Below are 23,138 nucleotides of genomic sequence, written 5' to 3' on the forward strand. Positions count from 1 at the left end.
CGATGGCAATCGTTAGGTCCGAATTTGCGGCAACCCTTCTATCGTATGCGAACGTTGTTCGATCGGTTATGGGACTTCATCATAGAAAAGACCGGATTTCGCTTGCATGATGCTAGCGAGGTCCGGTCTTTCTCCCATTCTAATCTTGATTCTATTCTTGATCGAATTCAGTGCCAGATTCGGGGGCATTGTCGATCTGATCGCTTGCTTGAATGACATCCTCAATCATCGCTCCGATTTGTCCGTGCGAGTTCAAAGCTCCGTTCATTATGTTCAAGAATTGGTACAGCATCAGCACCTTTTTACCTTTAAACGTATACAGAGCATATTTTTTCACTTCTGATTCACTAATCCAATTTTTTAAAGGCTTGCTTTCAAGACGCATGATCTCCTCGAACGCCTGGCAGGCTCCGCTACCATTACAGATAATCCAGGCATCTTCCGTTGTATTGGAGACGATTAGTTCGAGCAGAGCCTTAAGGTAATTACGGTATTCGCTGCTGACAGCCATTAGGTTTTCCAACGCTTTATCGCCCAGCGAGATTTTTTTGGAGGCGAACGGAATTACTTCCGCAACCCCGATCGGCGTTTTGTCGATCATCTGCCTATATTTTTCTTTCGTCTGCTCTGCATTAAGTCCTTTTCTGAAGTCGGGCCACTTGATATATCTTCGTTCTTCTAGCGAATGAACTAGCGTACCAACCCTGCGATAATAAGCAACGTTCGGGAGCAGTACTCGATCGAATATATTGTCGCCGTACAAGTTTGTCGGAACGTGATAGTCGGCGAGTTCCTCCCAAGTCGCGAGGTGATGTAAATCGCCCTTCGGTCCATCATCATGGGGGTTCAAACCGAGAATCACGTATTTCATTCGTTCTCCGGAGCTTACAAGAGGACATACTTTATCGGGTGCTAATGCAAATGCAGAATTGTTTCTTGGGTTTAGGACCTGCTCCATACGTTGCGCGACTGCCTTAAATCCCCGATTAGGCTTCCTCTGGCCTGCCAATGGCTCATCCGACAGATATTGCAATAAAGTTATAAATTTATTAGTCATGGTAGTATCTCCTTATGATGAAGTTATTTCCCGCACTAGATATATATCGTCGCTTAGAGAGAAAATTCAAATGCTCATTTTCCTTCAAATGTATTCATAGCGCACGCTATGGCAGGGGTGCCAAACAGTAATTCGGTCGTTTGTATATGCGGAAGTCTTACCTAAGGCAGGAAAAGGAGTGGTACAAGGAGAAGAAACAAGAGATTTCCTAACCGAAGACCGATTGGGCTGAACAGCCAGAAGGGGCGAATGAAACATGGGACAACAATATCGGCCAACCTATCATTTCCTGCCGGAACGCAATTGGATGAACGATCCGAACGGGACGATTTTCTTCGAAGGGTACTATCATCTCTTCTATCAATACAATCCGTACGGCGACAAGTGGGGAACCATTCATTGGGGGCATGCGCGCAGCTTGGACCTCGTGCATTGGGAGCATCTGCCGATCGCGCTTTACCCGTCGAACGAGCTTGGCGAAGTTCACTGCTTCTCCGGCTGCGCCGTACAGGACGGCACGGAAGCTAGAATCTTCTATACGAGCATCGGCGATGGCGAGCGAAACGCGGCGACGGGCGCCGAACAGTGGATGGCGACGAGCACGGACGGGCTGATGACTTGGACGAAGCATCCGGGCAACCCTGTCCTTACGTCGGAGCTTCATGACGGCGCCGATGTTCGGGAATGGCGGGATCCCTTCGTATGGCGGCAAGGCGAGGAATGGCTGATGGTTACCGGAGGCGCCTATGAAGGCAAAGGCTGCGTGACGATCTACAAGTCTGCCGATCTCGAACAGTGGTCGTTTCTGAACTTCCTATACATCGACCCCGAGGTCTCGTTGTGCGAATGTCCGCTTGTATATCGGCAAGACGACCGGTATGTGCTTATCTATTCCCCCGGCGGCGTCGTGAAGTACTTAACGGGCAAACTCTCGGATACCTATCAACTGATTCCCGAAACGCAAGGAATCGTCGATCATTCGGGCTGGGAAGGCTATTATGCGCCTAATTTGCTTACCGATGATCGGAACAGATGCATTCTGTTCGGCTGGATGCCCGACGTTGCGCGGGGAGAATTCACAGGCGCCGATGGCTGGTCGGGCGTTCAGGCACTGCCGAGAGTCATGGAGCTGACGGCTTCGGGCCGGCTTGCGATGAGGCCGGTGCCGGAATTGCAGCGGCTGCGCGGACAGCATGCCGGACGGGAGTCGCTCGCCGCGGAAGGCGATCGCTGGATCGCGGGCCTTCAAGGGAGAACGGTGGAACTGCTCGCGGAGTTCGACCTTGCCGGCGCAGCGTCGCCGTTCGGAATCGGCGTCCTGCGCTCCGAGGACGGCCGGGAGGAGACCCGTATTGTCGTTGATCCGGCCGCGAAGCAAATCACGATCGACCGAAGCGATTCAAGCTTGTCGCCGCTGACGCACAAGACGCCGATATCCGGCGATTTCGAGGCGAAAGACGGACGGCTGAAGCTCCACGTCTTCGTGGATCGTACGACGGTCGAAGTGTTCTGCAACGAGACGACCTGCTTGTCCGCCAGAATCTATCCGATGCAGGAGCAAGGCGCGGGCGTATCGCTGTTCGGGGAAGCTGCGCGCTCCGCGATGGCCGGGTTCGATATGTGGGAGCTGACTGCAACGCAATCCGAATAATGGAAAATGACTGCGCGTTTCGAGGCAGCCGGGAGGATAAACCGGCTGTCTCTTGCTGTTTTACGGGCCGTGTATCATGTGACTTGGACGGTCGCAACCTAGTTCGCGGACGGACTTCTGCGATCGCTGCCAAGACGATCGTCCGCGCTAAACTGCGGTGGACATCATGCTATTACCATACAAATTGGAGGATTACCATATGTAAGTGCTTACATTTTTTCATTATAATGATGTAGGACAAGTGCAAGAACTGTCAGAATTCAGTTACGAAGGAGGCTATTTTCGACTTTAACAGCCAGAAAATTGAAGGTCTGCGGAAAACAGCGCTGCAGGCGGAATCGAAGGGAGTTTTCGTAAAGTTATTACAACGATGGACTCAGGGAGGTAGCTATATGAGGATTAAGCGCGAATGGCAACGGTATCACCGTTCCATGGCGTTACTGCTGACGTTTTCCTTGCTTGTATCGGCTTTTGTCGGATTTGGCTTTCCAAATACGGTTCAGGCCGCAGCGGACGATGGAGATCGTATCACCTCTGTTATTTCACCAGCGTATCGTTCGGACATTACGAGCAACACCATCAACATTGAATTTTACAACAAGCTCGGCACGACAGCTAAAGTGTATTCGCAGAAGCAACCGGCCGATTTGAACAATAACAATAACGGCACGAAGGATTTGGTCGGCGACGTGACGCTCGCGGACGGGAACGGAAGCATTGCTTTTCCGGCCTCCCAATATCCGAACGGCCCGATTTCCGTGCGTATTCAGGTGTTTCAGAACGGCACCGAAATCGACAATGCCTATCTGCAGCTGAATAACAAGGTCGGCGTGGAGTGGAGAGCCGGGCTTGATCAAGCACCGGTCAATCCGGTCACGGTCGGCATGGACAACGTGTTCGAAGATGATTTCAAAACGATGCCGACGATCAACAAGACCGGCATCGGCGCGACTTACGCGTCGGCCAAGGTCGACGAGGCACGCGGCGGCATGTTCGGCTGGGCGGCGTTCGAAGATGCCGACGGGCCGAATAACCCGTTCTCGATCGAAGACAACGAGTATATGAAGCTGTCGACGGTCTACCATCCGACAGGTTATGTCCGCAACGATTATTGGAAGCAGAAGGTCAGTACCGGCTATCTGTCCTCCATGAACCAAGCGGGCGGCGGCTTCCATACGGAAGGCGGACGGAATCAATATTTCGAGGCGCGGATGTTCTTCGGTCCGAACCCTGGCATGTGGCCGGCGTTCTGGACATTGACGGCGAACGGCTACGTCCAGAATCCGGACCTGGCGAACCAGCCGAGCGACGAGCTGGACATTATCGAGGGCTACTTGGGCACGCCTTCCGGTTATCAGATCGCATGGCATCCTTGGGGTTACGACAAACCGGCGGCTGCAAGCTACGACGCCAGCAAGCTCGGCGGCGGGTACAGCGCCAACCTTGATACGGCCGCGTTCAACAATATCAATCTGGCGATGGGCTTCCATACGCTGGCCGTCTACATCACGAAAGATTGGACGTACTACTACTGCGACAACGTGGAAGTAACGCGTCACAAAACATTGCCTTTCAGCTGGGAATACGGCAATTATTTCATCCTGAATGCTGCCGTGTCCGATCACTACGGCATTAACGGCAATGCCGCGGATCCGTTCGAGAACTTCGACGTACCGGGCGGCTTCACGCGTTACGGCAACGAGGCCGACACTTACGTCGACTGGGTCCGCGTTTATCAAGACGCGCCGGGCACGGTCCGGTTCGAGAGCGACGATACCGTCAAGGCGCTATCCGGCGACGTGGTGAAAGTCAATGTAAGCCGCAACGCAGATGCCGCAGCGTTGTCCGGAGCCTATCACATCGATGCGCCGGCAGGCTGGAAAATCATGGACGACGGTCAATTCGTCGACATGAACGGTTCGTATAGCGCGCCTTTCGCGGCAGGCTCGAGCAAAGACACGCTGACGTTCCTCGTTCCGAACGATTACGACGAGACGTCGGATATCACGATTACGCCGGTAGCGAGCGGAGGTACGTCCTACTCGCCGATCGTCGTCAGTGCGACTGCGACCGGTGCGACGGGTGAATTGATTCGCATCGATAGCAGCACGTATCCGTATCGCAGCACGGAGAATGGCAACGATCAGGGCGGTTGGAATACGTACGATCCGAGCACGAACCTCGGTAGCTATTTTGAATTCATCAACGGCGGCTGGTGGCGCGATGGCTGGAGCTGGATGTACGTTCAAGAATCAGCGGATACCGAGTTGAACTTCAACTTCAACGGCACTTCTATCGCGCTCGATATGACGAAATGCAACCAGTGCGGTGAAGGCGACATTTACTTGGACGGCGTAATGCAGCAGCATATCGATACGTACGCAACCCAGGATCAGCCATTCCGGGCGTTCGAGAAGACAGGTCTCGAAGATGGAGACCATACGTTGAAGATTAAAGGCGCGAATAACGCAGCCACGCGTTACCTTCGTATCGCGGGCTTCGAATTCCGCCATTTCGAAGACCCGAATATGCCAAAATTCTGGACAGAAAATACGTTCTTCAAGGCAGCGCCGGGGGACGAAATCTCCGTAATCATTAACCGTAATGGTGCGGCAGGAACGCGCTTCGGTACGTACAACCTGACGTTCCCGACAAGCGGATGGCAAGTGAAGGCAGGCGATAATTGGCAGACGGCAACGAGCCAGTCGTTCTCGACCAACCATTACGAGGACACGATTCAACTGAAAGTTCCTTCGAACTACACGAGCAAGAACGGCCAAGTCAATATTACGCCGACGAGCAGCGACGGTACCTACGATCCGATGAAGGTAACCGTGCAGGCGCCGGACGCGCCGGAAGCTCCGGCCATTACGGGTATCGGCGAGAAGCGTACGGTTGACGGCAGTACTTATCCGTACGTGACTGCAAACGGAGGCACGGACGGCGCTTGGACGTCGTTCGACCACAGCTCGCAGCCGAACGATTACTTCTCGTTCCACGGCAACTGGTGGAAAGACAGCTGGGCATGGATGTACATCACGGCCGGTACGGAACAAGACGTGACGTTCAACTTCGAGGGCGATGCCGTCGGGCTGTACGCCCGCTATATCGACGGCGGCAGCGCGTTCGACGTGTATATCGACGGCGTCAAACAAGGCTCGGTCGATACGAACGGCAGCAGCGGCAAGAAGCGGGTATTCAGCAAGAGCGGTCTCCCTGTCGGGAACCATGCGCTCAAGCTAGTCGTCACGAGGCCAGGCGGTTCGATCGTGCTGGAGGGCTTCGAATACGATTACGTGAAGTCGAACGAAATTCAAACGATTCGCGTCGATTCCACGACGTATCCGTACAAGAACACCCAGGGCGGAGACGGCGGCAACTGGGGACAGTTTGATAAATCGACGCAATCCAAAGATTATTTCGCCACGACCGGCGGCTGGTGGCATGATTCGTATGGCTACATGTACGATAACGCCGGCAACAACGGCGACGTGAACGCATTCACGTTCGATGGTACGGCCGTATCGGTCTTCATGCGTACTTTCGATGCAGGCGGATTGTTGGACGTCTACTTGGACGGCGTGTTCCAGACGACGATTGATTCCAAGACGACTAATACGGTATCGAATGCGAAAGTATTCGAGAAGACCGGCTTGCGCGGCGGCGAGCATAAGCTGGAGCTGAAGGTCAAGACCGTGGCCGGGCGCGGAGCTGTCGTTGTCGACGGATTCGAGTACGTCTATGACCCGAACGCGACCGTTCCGGGCTTCGCGGCGCCAGCATCGCTGAACGTCGTTCAAGGCGAGAACGCGAGCATCACGATCACGCGCGACGAGAGCGCTCAGGAGATGGCCGGCACGTACGAAGTGACGTTCCCGGACAACAACTGGTCCGTCGTGTCCGGTGCCAGCTTCGCGGCAGGCAGCGCGAGCGACACGATCGTCGTCAGCGTACCGGCGGCTTACGCGCTGCCGAACGGCACGATCAAGATCGCTCCGATCGTCAATGGCGTCAAATACGCGGAACAGACGGTATCCGTCGTTGCGCCGAAGATCGCCTTGCCGGATTTGGTCACGCTGCAATCGCCGGCTTACCGTGCCGAGCTTGACGGCGAGACGACATTGAATTTCACGGCGAAGGGCGGCTACACGGCTGCCGCAGGCTACATGCTGCATCAACCGGACGCCGAGCACACGGACGCATCCGGGTATATCGTCAAGCTGGCCGACGTTACGCTGGACAGCGACGGCAAAGGCTCGATCACGTTCGACGCCGATCAATACCCGCACGGCCCGGTAGCCGTGAAGGTGACGGCGACGAAGGCGGACGGCTCGAAGACGATCGAGGATTACTTCCAGTTCTACAATAACGGCGGCGCGGATTGGAATATGGGCTTGGAGAACGCGCCGATGCCGTCGCAATTGGACGGCCTTGACATGCAGGTGACGTTCCAGGACGACTACAAGACGATGCCTACGATTTCGAAGACGGGCATCGACGGCCAAGGCCAACGCACGACGTACGCTTCGCACAAGCCGGATTACAAGGATTACGGCAATGCCTTGTTCGCCGACCGCGGCAGCGCGTACGATCCGTTCGAGCAAATCGAAGACTACTTGAAGATCAAGACGAAGTACTACGAAGAGAAGCTGCCGGCCAACGTCGACGGCTACCAACGCCACTATACGACGGGCTTCCTCAGCTCCGTCGGCGATGACGGCGTAGGCTTCCGCACGAAAGGCTACACGGATCAATACTTGGAGGCTCGCTTCTTCGTCGGTGCCAACCCGGGCCAATGGCCGGCGTTCTGGACGCTGACGGGCGTGAACGACGAAGCGACCGACGAGCTCGATATTATCGAGGCGTATCCGCCGAACGTGTCGGGTTATTCCATCGCGACCCATCCATGGGGCTACGATAATCTGGATGGCGGCGGCAAGGCGGTCAACACGGTCGACCTGATCGGCAGCGACGCCGGCAACATCTCGATGGGCTTCCACACGTACGGCGTGTTGGTTAAAGAAGATTACACGACGTACTACTTCGACAACAAGGAAGTCTACAAGCAGAAGACGCTGCCGTTGTCGTGGCGCAAAGGAAGCTACTTCCTGATCAACAACGCGATGACGCAAAGCGACGCATTCCCGCCAGGCTACGGCTTCGACCGCTACGGCGATCAATCCGACATGTACATCGACTGGGTGCGCGCATATGAGAAACCGGTAAATCCGGCTGACGTTATCTTCGACACGGCCGTATTCAGTCCGGTCAACGTTACGCCAGGTCAAGACATCAGCCTGGATATTAACCGCGTAAGCGACGGCGCGAAAGCACTCAGCGGAACGTATCAAGTCGACATGCCGCAAGGCTGGTCGGTCGTCTCCGGCGGCACGTTCAGCGCGGGCTCGTCGAAAGACACGCTGGTGCTGCACGTACCGGATAATTACGCCAAATACACGTACGACTTGAAGATTACGCCAGTAGCGAGCGGCACGAATTACAAGACGCTGACCGTGCAGACGAAGAACACGGACGATTCGATCGGCGTCGAAATTTATCCGGTGCAGAACGCGGCGAAGAACGGCTATGACGTCAAAGTCGCGCTCACGAACAAGCACGATTCGGGCACCGTTGCCGGCGGCACCGTGCAGGTTACGGAACCTGCCGCGGCGGCAGGCAGTTACGCCTTCGGCGACATCGCTGGCGGCACGACGCAGTACGTCACGATTCCGGCCGCGATGCTGTCGGCCGACAGCCGCACGCATTTCACATTCCATATTACGAATGCGGACGGTTACGACCGTTCCTTCGACAAGGACATCAGCGATTTGACGGCAACGCGCGTCAATCCGGAGCATCCGATTCTCGTCGGCGGCGCGCTTGACGGCACGATCGACGCGGATGCATGGGCCGGCTCGCAAGTCATCCACATGAGCGGTGCTCAGGCTGGCGACCGTTCGGGCGATCAATACGTGAAGTGGGACGACAACTATCTCTATCTTGCCGTTAAAGTAACGGACGACGTGCACAGCATGTCCGCGGCAAACGTATACGATTCTTGGGGCGCCGACAGCCTGCAGGTGTCGTTCGACCCTGAACGTCCGGGCAGAACGGCAACGAGCGACAACCATCCGCGCTTCATCGCGTCGCTGAACGCGACGACGGGCGAGTCCGCGCTCGGCAATGAAACATGGGGGCCGGTCACGACCGGGAACCTGAACGACATCAAGTACAAATTCACCCGTGACGAAGCGAACCACTTGACGAACTACGTGGTCGCCTTCCCGTGGAACAGCATCCTCACCGACGCCCGCAAGCCGGCGACGGCGGACCTGACCGATCTCGGCATCTCGGTCATCGTCAACGACAACGACGGCGGGGGACGCGAAGGCTGGATCTCTTACATGGACGGCATCTCCAGCGGCAAAGATCCGCTCAAGTTCGGCGATTTGATCTTGTCGTCGGAAACTTCGCTGCAGCCGCAGGAACCGGAACCGACGGATAGCCTGCACGCGACGATCAACGCTCCGGCATCGGCTTTCGTCGGCCAGCCGGTCGATTTCCAAGTCGGCATTGCCGGCGTAACCGATCCGTTCACGCTTGCGGATCTGATCGTGAATTACGATCCGAGCAAAGTGGCATTCGACACGGTTGCCGGCGAAGACGGCAAGCTTAGCCTTGCCGAAGGGGCCATTGCCTCCTTGAAGGATCACTTCCACGTGCTTGGCACGGCGGTGAAACCGGAGCTTGGCCAAATCCGCATCCTGATGGCGAGCGAAGGCGCAAGCAGCAGCGTGCAGGCCGACAGCGACCTGCTGGTGCTGCATGGCACCGTCAAAGCCGACGCGGCGGTCGGCACGACTTCGATCTCGCTGACGGACTTCGAGGTTATCGATGACGGCAACTCGACTACCGTCGATACGGCTTCCGCTTCCGCGAACATCGCCATCGGCAATACCGATAAGAGCGAGCTCAGCGCAGCAATCGACAGCGCGCAGAATCTGCACGACCACGCGGTTGAGGGTTCGGAAGCCGGCAACTACACGCCGGGCGCCAAAGCGGCGCTGCAATCAGCTATCGACAGCGCGGCAGCAGTGAGAGACAACACTGCGGCAACGCAAGATCAGGTGAACGCAGCCGCAGCGGCACTCGCAAGCGCGGTAACGGCATTTAACGGCAAGGTCGTAGTCGTTAACGCCGACAAGGCCGCGCTGAACGCTGCAATTACAGCCGCACAAGGCAAATACGGCACTGCGGTGGAAGGCACGAAACTCGGCAAGTTCGCGGTCGGTTCGAAAGCCGCGCTGCAAGCCGCAATCAACGCTGCAAGTGCCGTAACGAATAATGCTTCGGCGACGCAAGGCCAGGTGAATCAGGCCGTTAGCGATTTGAATGCCGCGGTCCAAACGTTCCTGACCAAGATCATTACGCTCGTACCGGGCGAGACGGGCATTACGACCAAGGATTTGTCGCTCGTCGTGAAATACTTCGGCCTGAAATCGACGGACGAGGGCTGGGATGCCATTGCCGCAGCCGACATGTTCGACGACGGCGAGATTACGATCCAATCGCTTGCCGCCGTTGCCCGCATGATTCTCGACGGATGGCTCGAACAGTAACGCATGTTTCGAACGAAACGGAGGAAGGCTCTCGGGCCTTCCTTTCCGTCTTCTCATTTACGATTTGCATAAGGAAGGAAGTGTGATCGCCATGTCGCGTAAACTATTGTTCGGTTTTCTTATTTGCCTGCTGATCGGAGCCCAAGGACTTGCGCCGGCCCGCGCGGCCGCGGTGCAGTCCTTCGCGCTGAAGGCGATTACGGCTTCACCTGCCGCTGACGGTTCGATCAAGATCGAGCTGCAAGGAAAGAATCTAGCCGACGTTTATGCATTCGATGTTACGCTCAGTTACGATGCGGGCAAGCTGCGGTTCAAGGAAGCGGCGAGCAGCATCGCGGGCATGTCGACTGAACCGATTCTGACCGACGGGCAGGTACGCTTCGCCCATACGAAAATCGGCAAAACGGCCGGCGTTAGCGGCAGCGCGACATTGGCCGCATTCACATTCGAAGAGATCGGCACCGGTTCGGCCAAGGTCGCCATTCAAGATTTGAAGCTGGTCGATTCGAAGCTGGCCATGACCGAGCTGCATCCGGATGCCGGAATTTCGGTACTTGCGAGCGCTGCGGGCAAATTCAGCGATCTCGGCGCCAAGTGGTCGTGGGCCGCGGAGTCCATCAACTATCTGGCCAGCCATGGCATCGTAGGCGGAACGGGTAACGGCAAATACGAGCCTGCCCAATCCGTGAAGCGGGGCGATCTGATTCTGATGCTCGTAAGAGCGTTCAACCTCAAGTCGCCGCAGACGGACGGAGGCAATTTTGCCGATGTCCCGAAAGGCAAATATTATTATGACGCGATTGCCGCGGCCAAAGCGCTTGGCATTGCCACCGGCGACGGAGCGGGGTTTAAGCCCGAAGCGGCGGTGTCCCGCCAGGAAATGATGGTCATGATCGATCGTACGCTGCATGCCATCGGCAAGGAGCTGCCGGAGCCGTCCGGCAAGGAGCTGGATGGTTTTGCCGATAAAGGCCAAGTCGCCGATTATGCCGCCAAGTCCGTTGCCGCGCTGGTGAAGGCGGGCATCGTGAAGGGCGGCACGGTCGGCATCGAGCCGGCCAAATCAACGAACCGCGCCGAAATGGCGGTCATCCTGTACCGCATCCTGATGCTGCAGCAGCAGTAATACGCATGCCAATAGGGCCGCTCTCGTCCGACCGGACGGGAGCGGCCCTTGGTGCGTGCAGCGACGGTAGCGATGTTTCGTGCGGCAACTATACGCTAGATGCTAGACGACGAACGCATAAAAGCGGTTGACACGATTAAACCCTGCAGGTATCATACGAAACATAATAATAACCGAGTAATTTCGTTGGAATTAGCCAATTTGCATCGCGGTCGCTTGTCGGCCGGAGAGTCGGAGACATGCTTGGGGACCTCCTCGTATTGTGGCCTGTCTCATTTGCGTTTATGGACAATAAGCTTGCGGATAAAGGAGATACGACAACGATGGAAGCTGATCACAAGCCGTCTTGCTGCTGCGGGGTATCAAGAGCAGAGCCGGAAGCGTTGGAACGAGGACAAGCCGATATGCAAGCCGACGCGCAGCCGGAACTGGCTGATTCGGCTCCGGAAGCTGATTCTCTCGTCAGCCAACAGACGAGAAGAGACATGATCTATTTGCCAGGCGGCGAGTTCCTCATGGGTACCGATGACGAGGAGGGATTCCCGCGAGACGGCGAAGGCCCGATCCGGAAGGTCGCATTGTCCCCCTTCTATATGGATGCCTGCGCCGTTACGAATGCGGAATTCGCCGCTTTCGCGGAGGCGACCGGCTACGTCACCGAAGCGGAGCGGTTCGGCTGGTCGTTCGTCTTCCATCTGTTCGTGCCGGAAGCAGCGAGAGCCGCTGCCAAGCCGGTGCCCGGAGTGCCTTGGTGGCTGGCCGTCGACGGCGCAAGCTGGCACAAGCCGGAAGGCGAAGGATCCGGGATCGACGATCGGCTCGATCACCCTGTCGTTCACGTGTCGTGGAGCGATGCCGCGGCCTACGCGAAGTGGGCGGGGAAACGCTTGCCGACGGAAGCGGAATGGGAATACGCGGCGCGAGGCGGACTCGCGCAGAAGCGATATCCGTGGGGCGACCTGCTGAAGCCGGACGGGGAGCACCGCTGCAACATCTGGCAGGGCAAATTCCCCGATAAGAACAATGCCTCCGACGGCTATGCGGGTACCGCGCCGGTACGTTCTTTTGCTCCGAACGGCTACGGTCTGTACAACATGGTCGGCAACGTGTGGGAGTGGTGCGGCGACTGGTTCACCGCTCAGCCAGCGGAAGCGCCGGGAAGCGGCGTGAACCCGCAAGGTCCCGTAACGGGCGTAAGCCGGGTGACGCGAGGAGGGTCCTACCTCTGCCACAAGTCGTACTGCAACCGGTACCGGGTGGCCGCGCGCAGCTCCAATACGCCGGACAGCTCCACGGGCAATATGGGCTTTCGCTGTGCGGCGGATGCTTAAGGCAGGTACGAATCTTTATGGAGGATACCGCAATGCAGCGTAACAGCGCTGTGCTGCGGTATTTTTTGTATGCGGAAAAGGCAGGTTTCCACGGCCGCGACGGCAATCGCCTTGCGCCGCAAGAAGCCGTGACGCGCGCGGAAGTGGCGGCAATGGTCGAACGACTGCTTAAGAAATCGAATTTGATTTAACGCGAGTGTGCCGGAATTCGTCCGGTCCTCGCCGACATGCATTGGACGCGCACCGGATTCATTCGGTGCGCGTTTTTGTTTTATGGGACAAGGTGCATAGGAATACCCGTATGTTTTAGAGGTTTGCCTTATATAGCTGGTAAATTTGCCTTGTTACAATGGAAGGGACTGATGATTTGGAGGGGATTCCATGCTTGCTGTTGATTATGTCAATCCGTTGATCGGCTCGATTGGCCATTTGCTTACCGCAACTTCGCCTACGGTTTCGCTGCCGCACGGCATGATGAAGCTTGCGCCGATAACGACGCCGGGCATTGCGGACAAATATTTGGCGGACCGGATCTTCGGCTTCCCGGCCGGATGCGCCAGTCTGATGCCGACGCGGAACGCTGCCCTGTCCGACCCGGCATCGCTCTCGTCGCTCTACGATCACGACCTGGAGCAAGCGACGCCTTACGCCTACAGCGTGCTGCTGGAGGATGAAGGCATCGAGGCGGAAATGACGGCTTCCTATCAATCCGCTCACTACCGTTTCCGTTATCCGGATGCTTCGGTCGCCGCCATATCGGTCGGATTTCCCGCGAATGGCAGCCTGGCGCTGCTAAGCGAGCGGTCGGCGGTCGTCCAAGGCACGCTGAACGGCGTGACTCATTATACGTTTCTCGCATTCTCGCAGCCGGTCGAGCGATTCGGGGAATGGCGGTCGGAACGCCAAGCCGGATGCATGCTCCGGACGAAGGCTCCGGAGGGCCTGCTCGAAGTTCAAGCAGGCATCTCGTATATCGACGCGGAGCAGGCGAAGCGCAATGCGGGCAGCGAGCTGGACGGACGCAGTTTCGAGCAAACGAAACAAGCGGCCCGCGAGATCTGGCAGAGCGCGCTCAGCCGGATCGAAGTGACCGGCGGCTCCGAGGAGCAGAAGACGATTTTCTATACCTCGCTGTATCGTTCGCTTCTTAATATGAGCAGCATTACGGAGGATGGCCGCTACTACAGCGCCTATGACGGCCGAATTCACGAGAGCGCCGGCCGCGACTTCTATGTGTCGGACAATATCTGGGATACGTACCGCTGCCTTCACCCGCTGCAGCTGCTGCTGGATCCGGAGCGCAAGCAGGATATGATCCAATCCTACGTCCGCATGTACGAGCAGTGCGGGTGGCTGCCGCAGTTCCCGTTCGTGCAGGGAGACCTGCCGGTTATGACGGGCAACCATACCGCCGCGCTTATCTATGACGTGTTCGCCAAAGGATACCGGAATTTCGATGCGGCCAAAGCATTCGAGGCGATGAAGGTCAACGCGACGGAAGTGACGATGCTGCCATGGGTACACGGGCCGTTAACGGAACTGGACCGCCATTATATGGAGCAGGGCTTCTATCCGGCGCTCCGTCCGGGCGAGAGCGAGTGGGTGAAAGAAGTGGACGGCTTCGAACGGCGGCAGTCGGTCGCCGTGACGCTGGAGCATGCTTACGACGACTGGTGCATCGCGCAGTTTGCCCGGGATCTAGGCTATACGGAGGACTACGAGCATTTCATGCAGCGTTCGCAGAACTACCGCAAGCTGTATAACGACGCCACCGGATTCATGTCGCCGAAGTCGGCCGACGGCGAATGGATCGAGCCGTTCGATCCGAAATACGGCGGCGGGCTGGGCGGCAGAGATTATTTCTCCGAATGCAACGCTTGGATCTATAACTTCCACGTTCAGCATGATATCGAAGGGCTGATCGAGTTGATGGGCGGCCCGGAGAAGTTTGAAGAACGGCTGGATGCGCTGTTTACCGAGCAGTACGATGGATCCAAATACCGTTTCCTCGGGCAATTCCCGGATGCGACCGGACTGATCGGCCAATATTGCCAAGGCAATGAACCGGCGTTCCATATTCCGTACCTGTACAATTACACGGCATCGCCGTGGAAGGCGCAGCGCCGCTTGCGGGAAATCATGAAGCTCTGGTATCAAGCGACGCCGACCGGCATTTGCGGCGACGAGGATAACGGGGCGATGTCGTCCTGGTACGTGTTCAGCGCAATGGGCTTCTATCCGATCTGCCCGGGCAAGGCGAGCTATGAAATCGGCAGCCCGCTGTTCGAGCGGACGTCGATCGCCGTCGGCGGGGGCAAGACGTTTACGATCCATGCGGAAGGCGTCTCCGAGCGGAACAAGTACATTCAAGCCGCGGAGATCAATGGACGGCCGCTGGCCGAGCCGCGCATCAGCCATGCGGATGTGACCGGCGGAGGCGTGCTTACGCTGCGAATGGGCGATCGGCCGAACAAGACATGGGGAGCGGGAAGCATAGGCGCAGCTGCTGTTGGCGGTATGGACAATATTTGAAGAGATGTTTTATTATAGGAAAACGGGCGGCGACGGCGACGTCGCCGTTTTGTCCATCGACGAGAGGGGGGAAATGATAGATTGCAAGCAAGTGAGTGAAAGAGGAACAGATTGAAGCAGGCAGGCGAAGAATACTCCGCTCGGGGGGACGATCTGGCATGTACCAGCTATTGATTGTTGACGACGAGAAAGTGATTCGCGACGGCTTGGCGGGTTGGACATGGGGGGACCATGATATCCAAGTCGCCGGCAGTTGCGCCCATGGATTGGAAGCGCTTCAATTTATTTCGGCCTATCCCGTCGACATTGTGATGACGGACATTCGCATGCCGTTCATGGACGGCATAGCGCTGATGGAATCGCTGCATCGCTACTATCCGTTTATCAAAGTCATCGTATTATCGGGCTACAGCGATTTCGGCTATGCGCAGAAAGCGACGCAGCACGGCGCGGTCGACTACTTGCTCAAACCCGTGTCGTTCACGGAATTGGCCGGCACGATGAAGCGATTGACGGCCCGGCTGGACGAGCAGAAGCAGAATCGTCACCGGCTGGAGGTGCTGACGCGCAAAGCGACCCAATTGACGAAAGTGCTGCGGGAGGATTTTCTCGGCAGGCTGTTCGAGCGTCCGCTGCAAGGGGAAGTGCTTGAACAAGACAGCGCGGAAGGCGAGGTGCTGCTGGAAGCGGATACTTACACGGCCGCGGTCATCCGGTTGGACCGGCTTGCCGTTCATCGTCAGCGCATCCCGGATCGGGAACGCAATTTGCTTGCCTTCTCGCTGGACAATATTATGAGCGACCTCTGGGACTCGCAGCATTTCGGCTATCATCTGGTCGACAAAGCGGGTTTGGAGGTCTATTTGCTGTCCAAGGACGGCGACCGTCAGCGCTTCGGGGATATCGTCGGCCAGCTGCACCGGTATATCGGCCTGTTCAAGTCGACGTTCTCCATCGGCATCGGGTTGACCGTCGCAAGCGTATCCGCCGTCTGTCGTTCCATGCAGTCCGCAAAGTCGGTGCTAGCCGAGAACGCGGAGGAGGAAGGCGCCCAACGCGCGGCGGAAACGCGCATGGAAGAGAACGGCCTTCACTGGCAGCCGGTGACCGGAGAAGAAGAAGATGAGGCCGTCGTGGATGAGCCGGATCAAGATCAGTTTTCCGTGTCCCGGGACAGCATTATTCTCGTGGAAGCCAAGCGCTACATGAAAGCGAATTACAGTCGAAGCTTGACGCTGAAGGAAGTAGCGGATCATGTCTTTATCTCGACGGGGCATTTGTCCCTGCTGTTCAAGAATGCGGGCGAGCGTTTTCTGAAATATTTGACGACCGTTCGGATGAATAAAGCGAAGGAGCTGATGCTCGACAACAGCTACAAGGTGTATGAAATCGTGGAGCTGGTAGGTTACTCCGATCCGGCCTACTTCTCCGAGGTATTCAAGAAGCATACCGGCAAGACGCCGAACGAGTATAGGGGGAAATTAAAGCAGCCGCGTAACGGGTAGAAGCGATTCATCGGGAAACGAATCCGCAAAACAAACTGCTTATTCTACCATAGAAATCATAAGTTTGGCCTCTATGAACCGTATAACGCCGATGATACGATCTTTTCGCCATGGTGCATTCGTCCTACTGCAGGAAAGCGGAAAAGCACGTCGGCGAAGGAGGGGATAAGGCGCGGGCTGCCGCTCGCGTGACGCGTACTCGAATGGAATCCAAGCGCGAATAGGAGGATTATATTGAAAATCAAACCGATGACCAAGTGGACGGCACTGCTGCTTGCCGCCGTTCTTATGCTCTCCGGGCTCATTCCCGGGACAGCGCGCAGCACCTCTGCCGATCCGCTGCCGGGCGAACTGTTGACGACGGTGGATGCGAGCACCGTTCCTTACAGCGGTCAATGGACCGGCAATGCGACGCAAACGGCTTTCACCTTCACGGGCACGCAGTGGTGGAGCGACACCTGGTCGTGGATGTACGACAACGTTTCGAATGCGAACGAGGCGGTCACGTTTCATTTTACGGGCGATTATATCGCGCTGAATATGTCGAAGCACGATCATGGGGGCAAAGTGAATATTTACGTGGACGGCACGCTGAAGAGCACGGTCGATACGGTCAACCCGACCTGGGTCGAATCGGCGAAAGTGTTCGAGCAGATGGGGCTGGCCAGCGGCGCGCACACGCTGAAGGTCGAAGTCGCGGGCAAATCCATCGCGACGGATGCGTACGTGCTGATCAAGTCGTTCGTATACGGCTCGGCGCCGTCGCCGAATCTGGATCCGCCTCCGGCGCCCGCGGCGAACCATACGCTCGTGAATGCGGCCAGCGTGCCGGGCACGGGCAGATGGACCGACAATACGACGCAAACGTCCTTCACCTTCACGGGTACGCAGTGGTGGAGCGACAGCTGGTCGTGGATGTACGACAACGTCGCCAACGCCAATGAAGCGGTCCAGTTTAATTTCACGGGCAACTCCATTGCGCTGTACATGACGAAGCACGCGGAAGGCGGCAAAGTGAATATTTACGTGGACGGCGCGCTGAAAACCACGGTCGATACGTTGAACGCTGGCTGGGTGGAATCGGCGAAAGTGTACGAGCAAACGGGCCTGACGCAGGGCGCCCATGCCATTAAGGTCGAGGTGGCGGGCAAATCGATCGCCGGCAATGCCTACGTGCTCATCAAGGCGTTCGATTACGGTTCGCAGCCTCCGGTGAATCTGGATCCGCCGCCGGCGCCGGCGGCCGGGCATACGCTCGTAGATGCAGCGGCTGTCCCGGGCTCGGGCCAATGGAGCGCCAACGCGGCGCAGACGGCGTTTACCTTTACGGGTACGGGCTGGTGGAGCGACGGCTGGTCGTGGATGTACGACAATGTTGCCAATGCGAATGAAGCGGTCCAGTTTAATTTCACGGGCAACTCCATCGCGCTGTACATGACGAAGCACGCAGAGGGCGGCAAAGCGAATATCTATGTGGACGGCACGCTGATGACGACCGTGGATACGGCGAACCCGACATGGGTGGAATCGGCGAAAGTATACGAGAATACGAGCTTGACGCAGGGCGCGCACGCCATCAAGATCGAGACGGCCGGCAAGTCGATCGCGGGCAATGCGTACGTGCTGGTCAAGGCATTCGACTACGGCACCGAGCAGACGCCGACCGATCCGGGCACCGATCCGAATAAAGTCGTGGTGAACGCGGACAGCAATCCGCATTCGGGCGGTTGGACGACCAACGCGGCAGAGCCGGAGTTTACGTTTAACGGCGCAGGCTGGTGGAGCGACGGCTGGTCATGGATGTACGACAACGTCGATAACGCCAACGAATCCGTCGACTTCCACTTCACGGGCACGACCATCGCGCTCTACATGACGAAGCAGCAGCAGGGCGGCATCGTTAAAGTGTACATCGACGGTCTCCTGGAGAGCACGATCGATACGTATAACGCGACGTGGGTGGATTCGGCCAACGTATTCGAGGAAACCGGCCTCCCGGCAGGCGCCCATACCCTCACCGTCAAAGTGGCGGGCAAGTCCATTTCCGGCAGCGCCTACGCACTGATCAAGGCGTTCGAATACACGCCAAGCGCAGGCGGCGGCACGAGCCCTTATAAATTCAAGCTCATCACGGTAACGAGCCCGACGTACTATTCGGCGATCAATGGCCAAGTCGGCGTGACGTTCTATGCGCCCGGCTTTACGAGCGCGAGCGCGGAATCGCTGCACGCGCCGGATAGCGCGCATACGAATGCGTACGGGTACATGAAGGCGTTGACGTCTTCGAACATCGCGCTAGATCAGAACGACAACGGCAAAGGCACCTTCACGTTCAACGCGGCGGACTTCCCGGAAGGACCGGTCGCGATCCATATCAAGGCTTGGAACGCGAGCGGCGAATCCGACGACAGCTACCTGCAGCTAATCAATAACGCAGGCACGACGGCATGGAACGGCGGTCCGGCCAACACGCGCAGCACGGTTCCGGCGGCCATCGCGGCACACGGGCTGACGATGCAGCAGGTGTTCCTGGACGACTTCACGACGATGCCGACGATCTCGTACACCGGCGCGGGCGCCGACAAATACGCCGCCGCCAAACCGGATCCGAGCGGCTGGCCGGAATACGCGGACGCGAAATTCACGCCGCCGAACTATTCATACGGCAGCGCGGTCAGCAACTACAGTCCCTTCTCCATCGTGAATTCGGATTATATGAAGATCGAGACGAAGGACTGGGGCAGCACGGTCGTCGAACCGAACTGGGGCCAAACGTTTACGACCGGCTTCCTGGCTTCGATGGGCACGGACGGTTCCGGATTCACGACGAAGCCGGGCGCCGCGCAATACTTCGAGACGCGTATGTTCCTCCCGCCGAATCCGGGCTTATGGCCGGCATTCTGGACCTTGTCGCCGAACGATCCGAACGGCAGACCGGGCAATGACGAGCTCGACGTGCTTGAAGCCTACATGGGCGGCAATCCGACGACAACGACTTTCAACCATCATACGTGGGGCGACGGCTACGGCGGCATTCATACCGGCGGCACCGCCAGCACCAACAGTTTCGGCAATGGCGTGAATTTGTCCGAAGGCTGGCATACGTACGGCATGCTGATTACAGAAGATACGACGTACTACTATTTCGACGACCAGTACATTCCGGGCTCTTCGCATCCGACGCTGGACCGCAGCTGGACGGTAGGCAACTACTTCATGATCAACAATGCGTTCCGCAAGAGCGATGCCGACTCCTACCGCGGCGGCTTCGACCGTTACGGCAATACGGCTGAAATGTACGTGGACTGGGTACGGGTATTCCAAGTTCAGAATACGGGGTTCACCCCGGTCTTTACCAGCGCGAGCGTGACGCCGGGCAGCAACGTATCCATCGACATCACGCGCGACTCCTCGGCGCAAGCATTGTCCGGCACGTATAACTTGAGCCTGCCGTCAGGCTGGTCGGTCGTATCGGGCGGGAGCTTCACTTCCGGTCACGCGAAGGACACCCTCGTGCTCAGCGTGCCTTCCAGCTTCCAGCAGTTCCAAGGCACGATCGGCATTACGCCGGTCTCGGGCGGCACGACATATACCACCCAGAACGTCAGCTATACGACGAAGGGGCTGTACAGCACGGAGATTTCCCCTTCGGTGAACGCCTCCGGCGGGTATGACTTGAATTTCAAATACAGCAACCATGCCTCCGGCGCGACCACGAATATCGTCGTGACGGCGACAGGACCGAACGGCTGGACGCAGACGAAGACGATCTCGTCGGTAGCCGCGAACGCGTCCCAGACAGCGGTATTCACGATTCCGACGCTGGACAGCTACGCGACGGGAAGCTTCGCGTTCCATGTCCAGCTGAACGGCGGCTACGCCTTCGATGTGCAGCGTCCGATCAGTGCGCTCGTGGCGCATAAGGCGGCAGCGGCCATTACGATCGACGGCACGATCCATGCGAGCGAATGGACGGGGGCGACGGATATCGTGCTGAACCAGCAGTCCCAAGCCTCCGGGACATGGAGCGGCGTCAACGATCAGAGCGCCACGGCCAAAGTGAAATGGGACGACGATTATCTCTACCTGGCCGTTCAAGTGAAGGACGATATTCACTCGATGACGCAGGCGAACATCGTGGATGCCTGGGCGGGCGACAGCCTGCAGGTGTCCATCGACCCGGCACGCGCTTCGGGGCCAGTCGCCGGCGGACCGCATCTCAGCTTCACGGCGGCGCTTAATTCGTCGACGGGCGCTTACGGCATCGCGGTCGACCGGTCGGATTATGCGGCACTCGGCCTGAGCGCCGGGCAGCTGCTGACGCGGAGCCACGGATTCGTGAAGCGGGATGAAACGGCGAAGACGACGACGTACACGCTTGCTTTTGACTGGGACGATATCCGTCCGGCCGCTTATGCGGGCACGAAAGACATCGGCTTGTCCTTCGTCGTCAACGACAGCGACGGCAGCGGCCGCAAAGGCTGGCTGTCCTACATGGGCGGTATCGCGAACGGCAAGGATCCGGCGCAATTCGGAGATTTGATCCTGGCGAATTAAGGCGCAAGGCGATAGCTGCTAAGCTGCCGACTGGAGAAGGGCCTTGCGGATTCGCAAGGCCTTTCTCGACATTCGGGAGATGCATAGCCCGCGATTTCGCCGCGCATTCGACACCGATTGCCGGGGGCGGCAGCCCAACCTGTGAAATCGGAGTGATGGCGGAGACTGTCCTCATCATAGATTACTACATGGATCCTTATCGGAATGGGAGGTCGTTTAGTTTTGAGCCGGTACAGCTTGAAAGTTAGTAGTCTATCGATCGTGTTGCTGCTTCTATGGAATGTCCTGTCCCTTACTAGCGCAAGTGCCGCGGCAAGCAAAGATCAGCTGCTTGTCATCAACAAGAAAACGAATCAATTGGCGTTCTACGAGGGCGGCGAGCTGATCAAAACCTTCTCCGTCGCTACGGGCAAGACCCGTGATTTGACCCCGGAGGGAAGCTTCAAGATCGTGAACAAGATTAAGAACAGGCCGTATTACAAAGACAAAATTCCCGGCGGCGATCCCCGAAATCCGCTCGGCGACCGATGGCTGGGGCTGGAGGTCAATGGGACGGAAGGAACGACCTACGCGATTCATGGCAATAATAAGGCTTCATCCATCGGCAAATATGTAAGCGCGGGCTGCATTCGCATGAAGAACGATGAGATCCACTGGCTGTTCCCGCAAATCGAGCTCGGTACGCGCGTCGTCATTACATCGTCGAAGCTTACTTTTGACGCCATTGCCGTGCAGCATGGCTATTCGGTCCTGCAGCATTACGCGGGGAAATTGCTGTTGAACGGTAAAACGATGGCATTGGAGCATCAGCTGATGATCGACGATTCGCGCGTGTTTATTCCGATGCGGGAAATCTTCGAAATGCTGGGGGCCAAGGTGAATTGGGATGGCGCGAGCCAAACCGTCACGGCCGTCGTCGGCAGCCAAACGATTGCCTTTCAGCCTTTGGCGAGCGTCGTTGACGTCAACGGTTCAATTCAAACGATGACACCTTCCAAAGTCGTGGATAGTGCCGTCATGCTGCCCTTGCGAGATCTTGCGGAACTGACTGGCTATCAGGTTGTATGGGATGGCAAAGCGCAGGAGATCCGGCTTAACTCGTAACGCAGCATACTGTCCTAGCCGTGGGAAGTAGAGAAAGCCCGGGCAGCCTCGTTCGTTCAGAACGGAGGCGTCCGGGCTTTTGTGGCGTGTCGGGAACGTCTGGCGCTAAAGTGGACTGGGGAAAAGCTGCCCCGGTGGCAGGGAAGTGACGCCAAAGCGGTTCGAACTGGGGAAAAGCTATCGCCGCAACTGAAAAGTGGCGCAAAACTGGTTCACTGGTTTTCCACACATGTAGTGTACGGGGGGCCGTGAGAGGTAGCCCGTCGCTGGGGGTTTGCACGAAAAATCATACATAGCAGCGTGTGAGGCAGCCCGTCGCTGGGCTTTTGTACGAAAAATCGTACAAAGCAGCGTGGGAGGTAGCCTGTAGCTGGGGTTTTGTACGAAAAATCGTACAAAGCAGCGTGTGAGGCAGCCGGTAGCTGGGGTTTTGTACGAAAAATCGTACAAAGCAGCGTGAGGGGTAGCCGGTAACGGGGGTTCTGTACGAAAAATCGTACAAATTAGCGTGTGAGGTTACTGGGTGCAGCTCATGGCTCGAACGCGCCGGTTTTCCGCACATGTAGTGTAGTGGGTGCAGCTCATGGCTCGAATGCGTCAGTTTTCCGCAAATGTAGTGTACGAGGTGCAGCTCTTGGCACCAACCTGGCCCAAGG

The 23,138-nt window shown here is 57.3% G+C and carries 10 protein-coding genes; 9 read left to right on the top strand and 1 reads right to left on the bottom strand.

Annotated elements, in window-relative coordinates:
- Positions 1 to 151: 151 nt before the first annotated feature.
- Positions 152 to 1,057, bottom strand: coding sequence for a hypothetical protein (locus GZH47_RS21880; RefSeq protein ID WP_162643147.1), 906 nt, complete (start codon positions 1,055 to 1,057; stop codon positions 152 to 154).
- A 256-nt stretch (positions 1,058 to 1,313) separates the two neighbouring features.
- Between GZH47_RS21880 and GZH47_RS21885 the strand changes: the two genes are divergently transcribed.
- The 9 genes from GZH47_RS21885 (at position 1,314) to GZH47_RS21925 (ending at position 22,482) form a co-directional block, all read left to right on the top strand.
- Positions 1,314 to 2,708, top strand: coding sequence for a glycoside hydrolase family 32 protein (locus tag GZH47_RS21885; protein ID WP_162643148.1), 1,395 nt, complete (start codon positions 1,314 to 1,316; stop codon positions 2,706 to 2,708).
- A gap of 392 nt (positions 2,709 to 3,100) precedes the next feature.
- The gene (locus GZH47_RS21890) at positions 3,101 to 10,327 is read left to right on the top strand and encodes a sugar-binding protein (RefSeq protein ID WP_162643149.1); all 7,227 of its coding nucleotides are present in this window, start codon (positions 3,101 to 3,103) and stop codon (positions 10,325 to 10,327) included.
- 91 nt (positions 10,328 to 10,418) lie between these two features.
- Positions 10,419 to 11,453, top strand: coding sequence for an S-layer homology domain-containing protein (locus GZH47_RS21895; RefSeq protein WP_162643150.1), 1,035 nt, complete (start codon positions 10,419 to 10,421; stop codon positions 11,451 to 11,453).
- Positions 11,454 to 11,776: 323 nt separating this feature from the next.
- Complete coding sequence (locus GZH47_RS21900; RefSeq protein ID WP_162643151.1) at positions 11,777 to 12,784, top strand: formylglycine-generating enzyme family protein; 1,008 nt, start codon at positions 11,777 to 11,779, stop codon at positions 12,782 to 12,784.
- Positions 12,785 to 12,816: 32 nt separating this feature from the next.
- The gene (locus GZH47_RS21905) at positions 12,817 to 12,975 is read left to right on the top strand and encodes a hypothetical protein (protein ID WP_162643152.1); all 159 of its coding nucleotides are present in this window, start codon (positions 12,817 to 12,819) and stop codon (positions 12,973 to 12,975) included.
- A 190-nt stretch (positions 12,976 to 13,165) separates the two neighbouring features.
- Positions 13,166 to 15,316 carry a GH92 family glycosyl hydrolase gene (locus GZH47_RS21910; RefSeq protein WP_162643153.1) on the top strand — a complete coding sequence of 717 codons (2,151 nt, stop codon included), beginning with the start codon at positions 13,166 to 13,168 and terminating at the stop codon, positions 15,314 to 15,316.
- A gap of 158 nt (positions 15,317 to 15,474) precedes the next feature.
- Complete coding sequence (locus GZH47_RS21915; RefSeq protein WP_162643154.1) at positions 15,475 to 16,821, top strand: response regulator transcription factor; 1,347 nt, start codon at positions 15,475 to 15,477, stop codon at positions 16,819 to 16,821.
- 234 nt (positions 16,822 to 17,055) lie between these two features.
- Positions 17,056 to 21,378 (top strand): sugar-binding protein, encoded by a 4,323-nt coding sequence (locus GZH47_RS21920; protein ID WP_162643155.1) that lies wholly within the window; start codon positions 17,056 to 17,058, stop codon positions 21,376 to 21,378.
- Positions 21,379 to 21,600: 222 nt separating this feature from the next.
- A complete protein-coding gene (locus tag GZH47_RS21925; RefSeq protein ID WP_318653378.1) occupies positions 21,601 to 22,482 on the top strand; it encodes a L,D-transpeptidase family protein in 882 nt (293 codons plus the stop codon).
- The last annotated feature ends 656 nt before the right edge of the window (positions 22,483 to 23,138 follow it).

The sequence above is a fragment of the Paenibacillus rhizovicinus genome, from assembly GCF_010365285.1.
GTDB lineage: Bacteria > Bacillota > Bacilli > Paenibacillales > Paenibacillaceae > Paenibacillus_Z > Paenibacillus_Z rhizovicinus.

Bases quoted from the DNA above. Each gene is read 5' to 3' on its own strand.
- GZH47_RS21910 (WP_162643153.1), top strand. From the start codon at position 13,166: ATGCTTGCTGTTGATTATGTCAATCCGTTGATCGGCTCGATTGGCCAT.
- GZH47_RS21905 (WP_162643152.1), top strand. From the start codon at position 12,817: ATGCAGCGTAACAGCGCTGTGCTGCGGTATTTTTTGTATGCGGAAAAG.
- GZH47_RS21880 (WP_162643147.1), bottom strand. From the start codon at position 1,057: ATGACTAATAAATTTATAACTTTATTGCAATATCTGTCGGATGAGCCA.
- GZH47_RS21900 (WP_162643151.1), top strand. From the start codon at position 11,777: ATGGAAGCTGATCACAAGCCGTCTTGCTGCTGCGGGGTATCAAGAGCA.
- GZH47_RS21895 (WP_162643150.1), top strand. From the start codon at position 10,419: ATGTCGCGTAAACTATTGTTCGGTTTTCTTATTTGCCTGCTGATCGGA.
- GZH47_RS21890 (WP_162643149.1), top strand. From the start codon at position 3,101: ATGAGGATTAAGCGCGAATGGCAACGGTATCACCGTTCCATGGCGTTA.
- GZH47_RS21915 (WP_162643154.1), top strand. From the start codon at position 15,475: ATGTACCAGCTATTGATTGTTGACGACGAGAAAGTGATTCGCGACGGC.
- GZH47_RS21885 (WP_162643148.1), top strand. From the start codon at position 1,314: ATGGGACAACAATATCGGCCAACCTATCATTTCCTGCCGGAACGCAAT.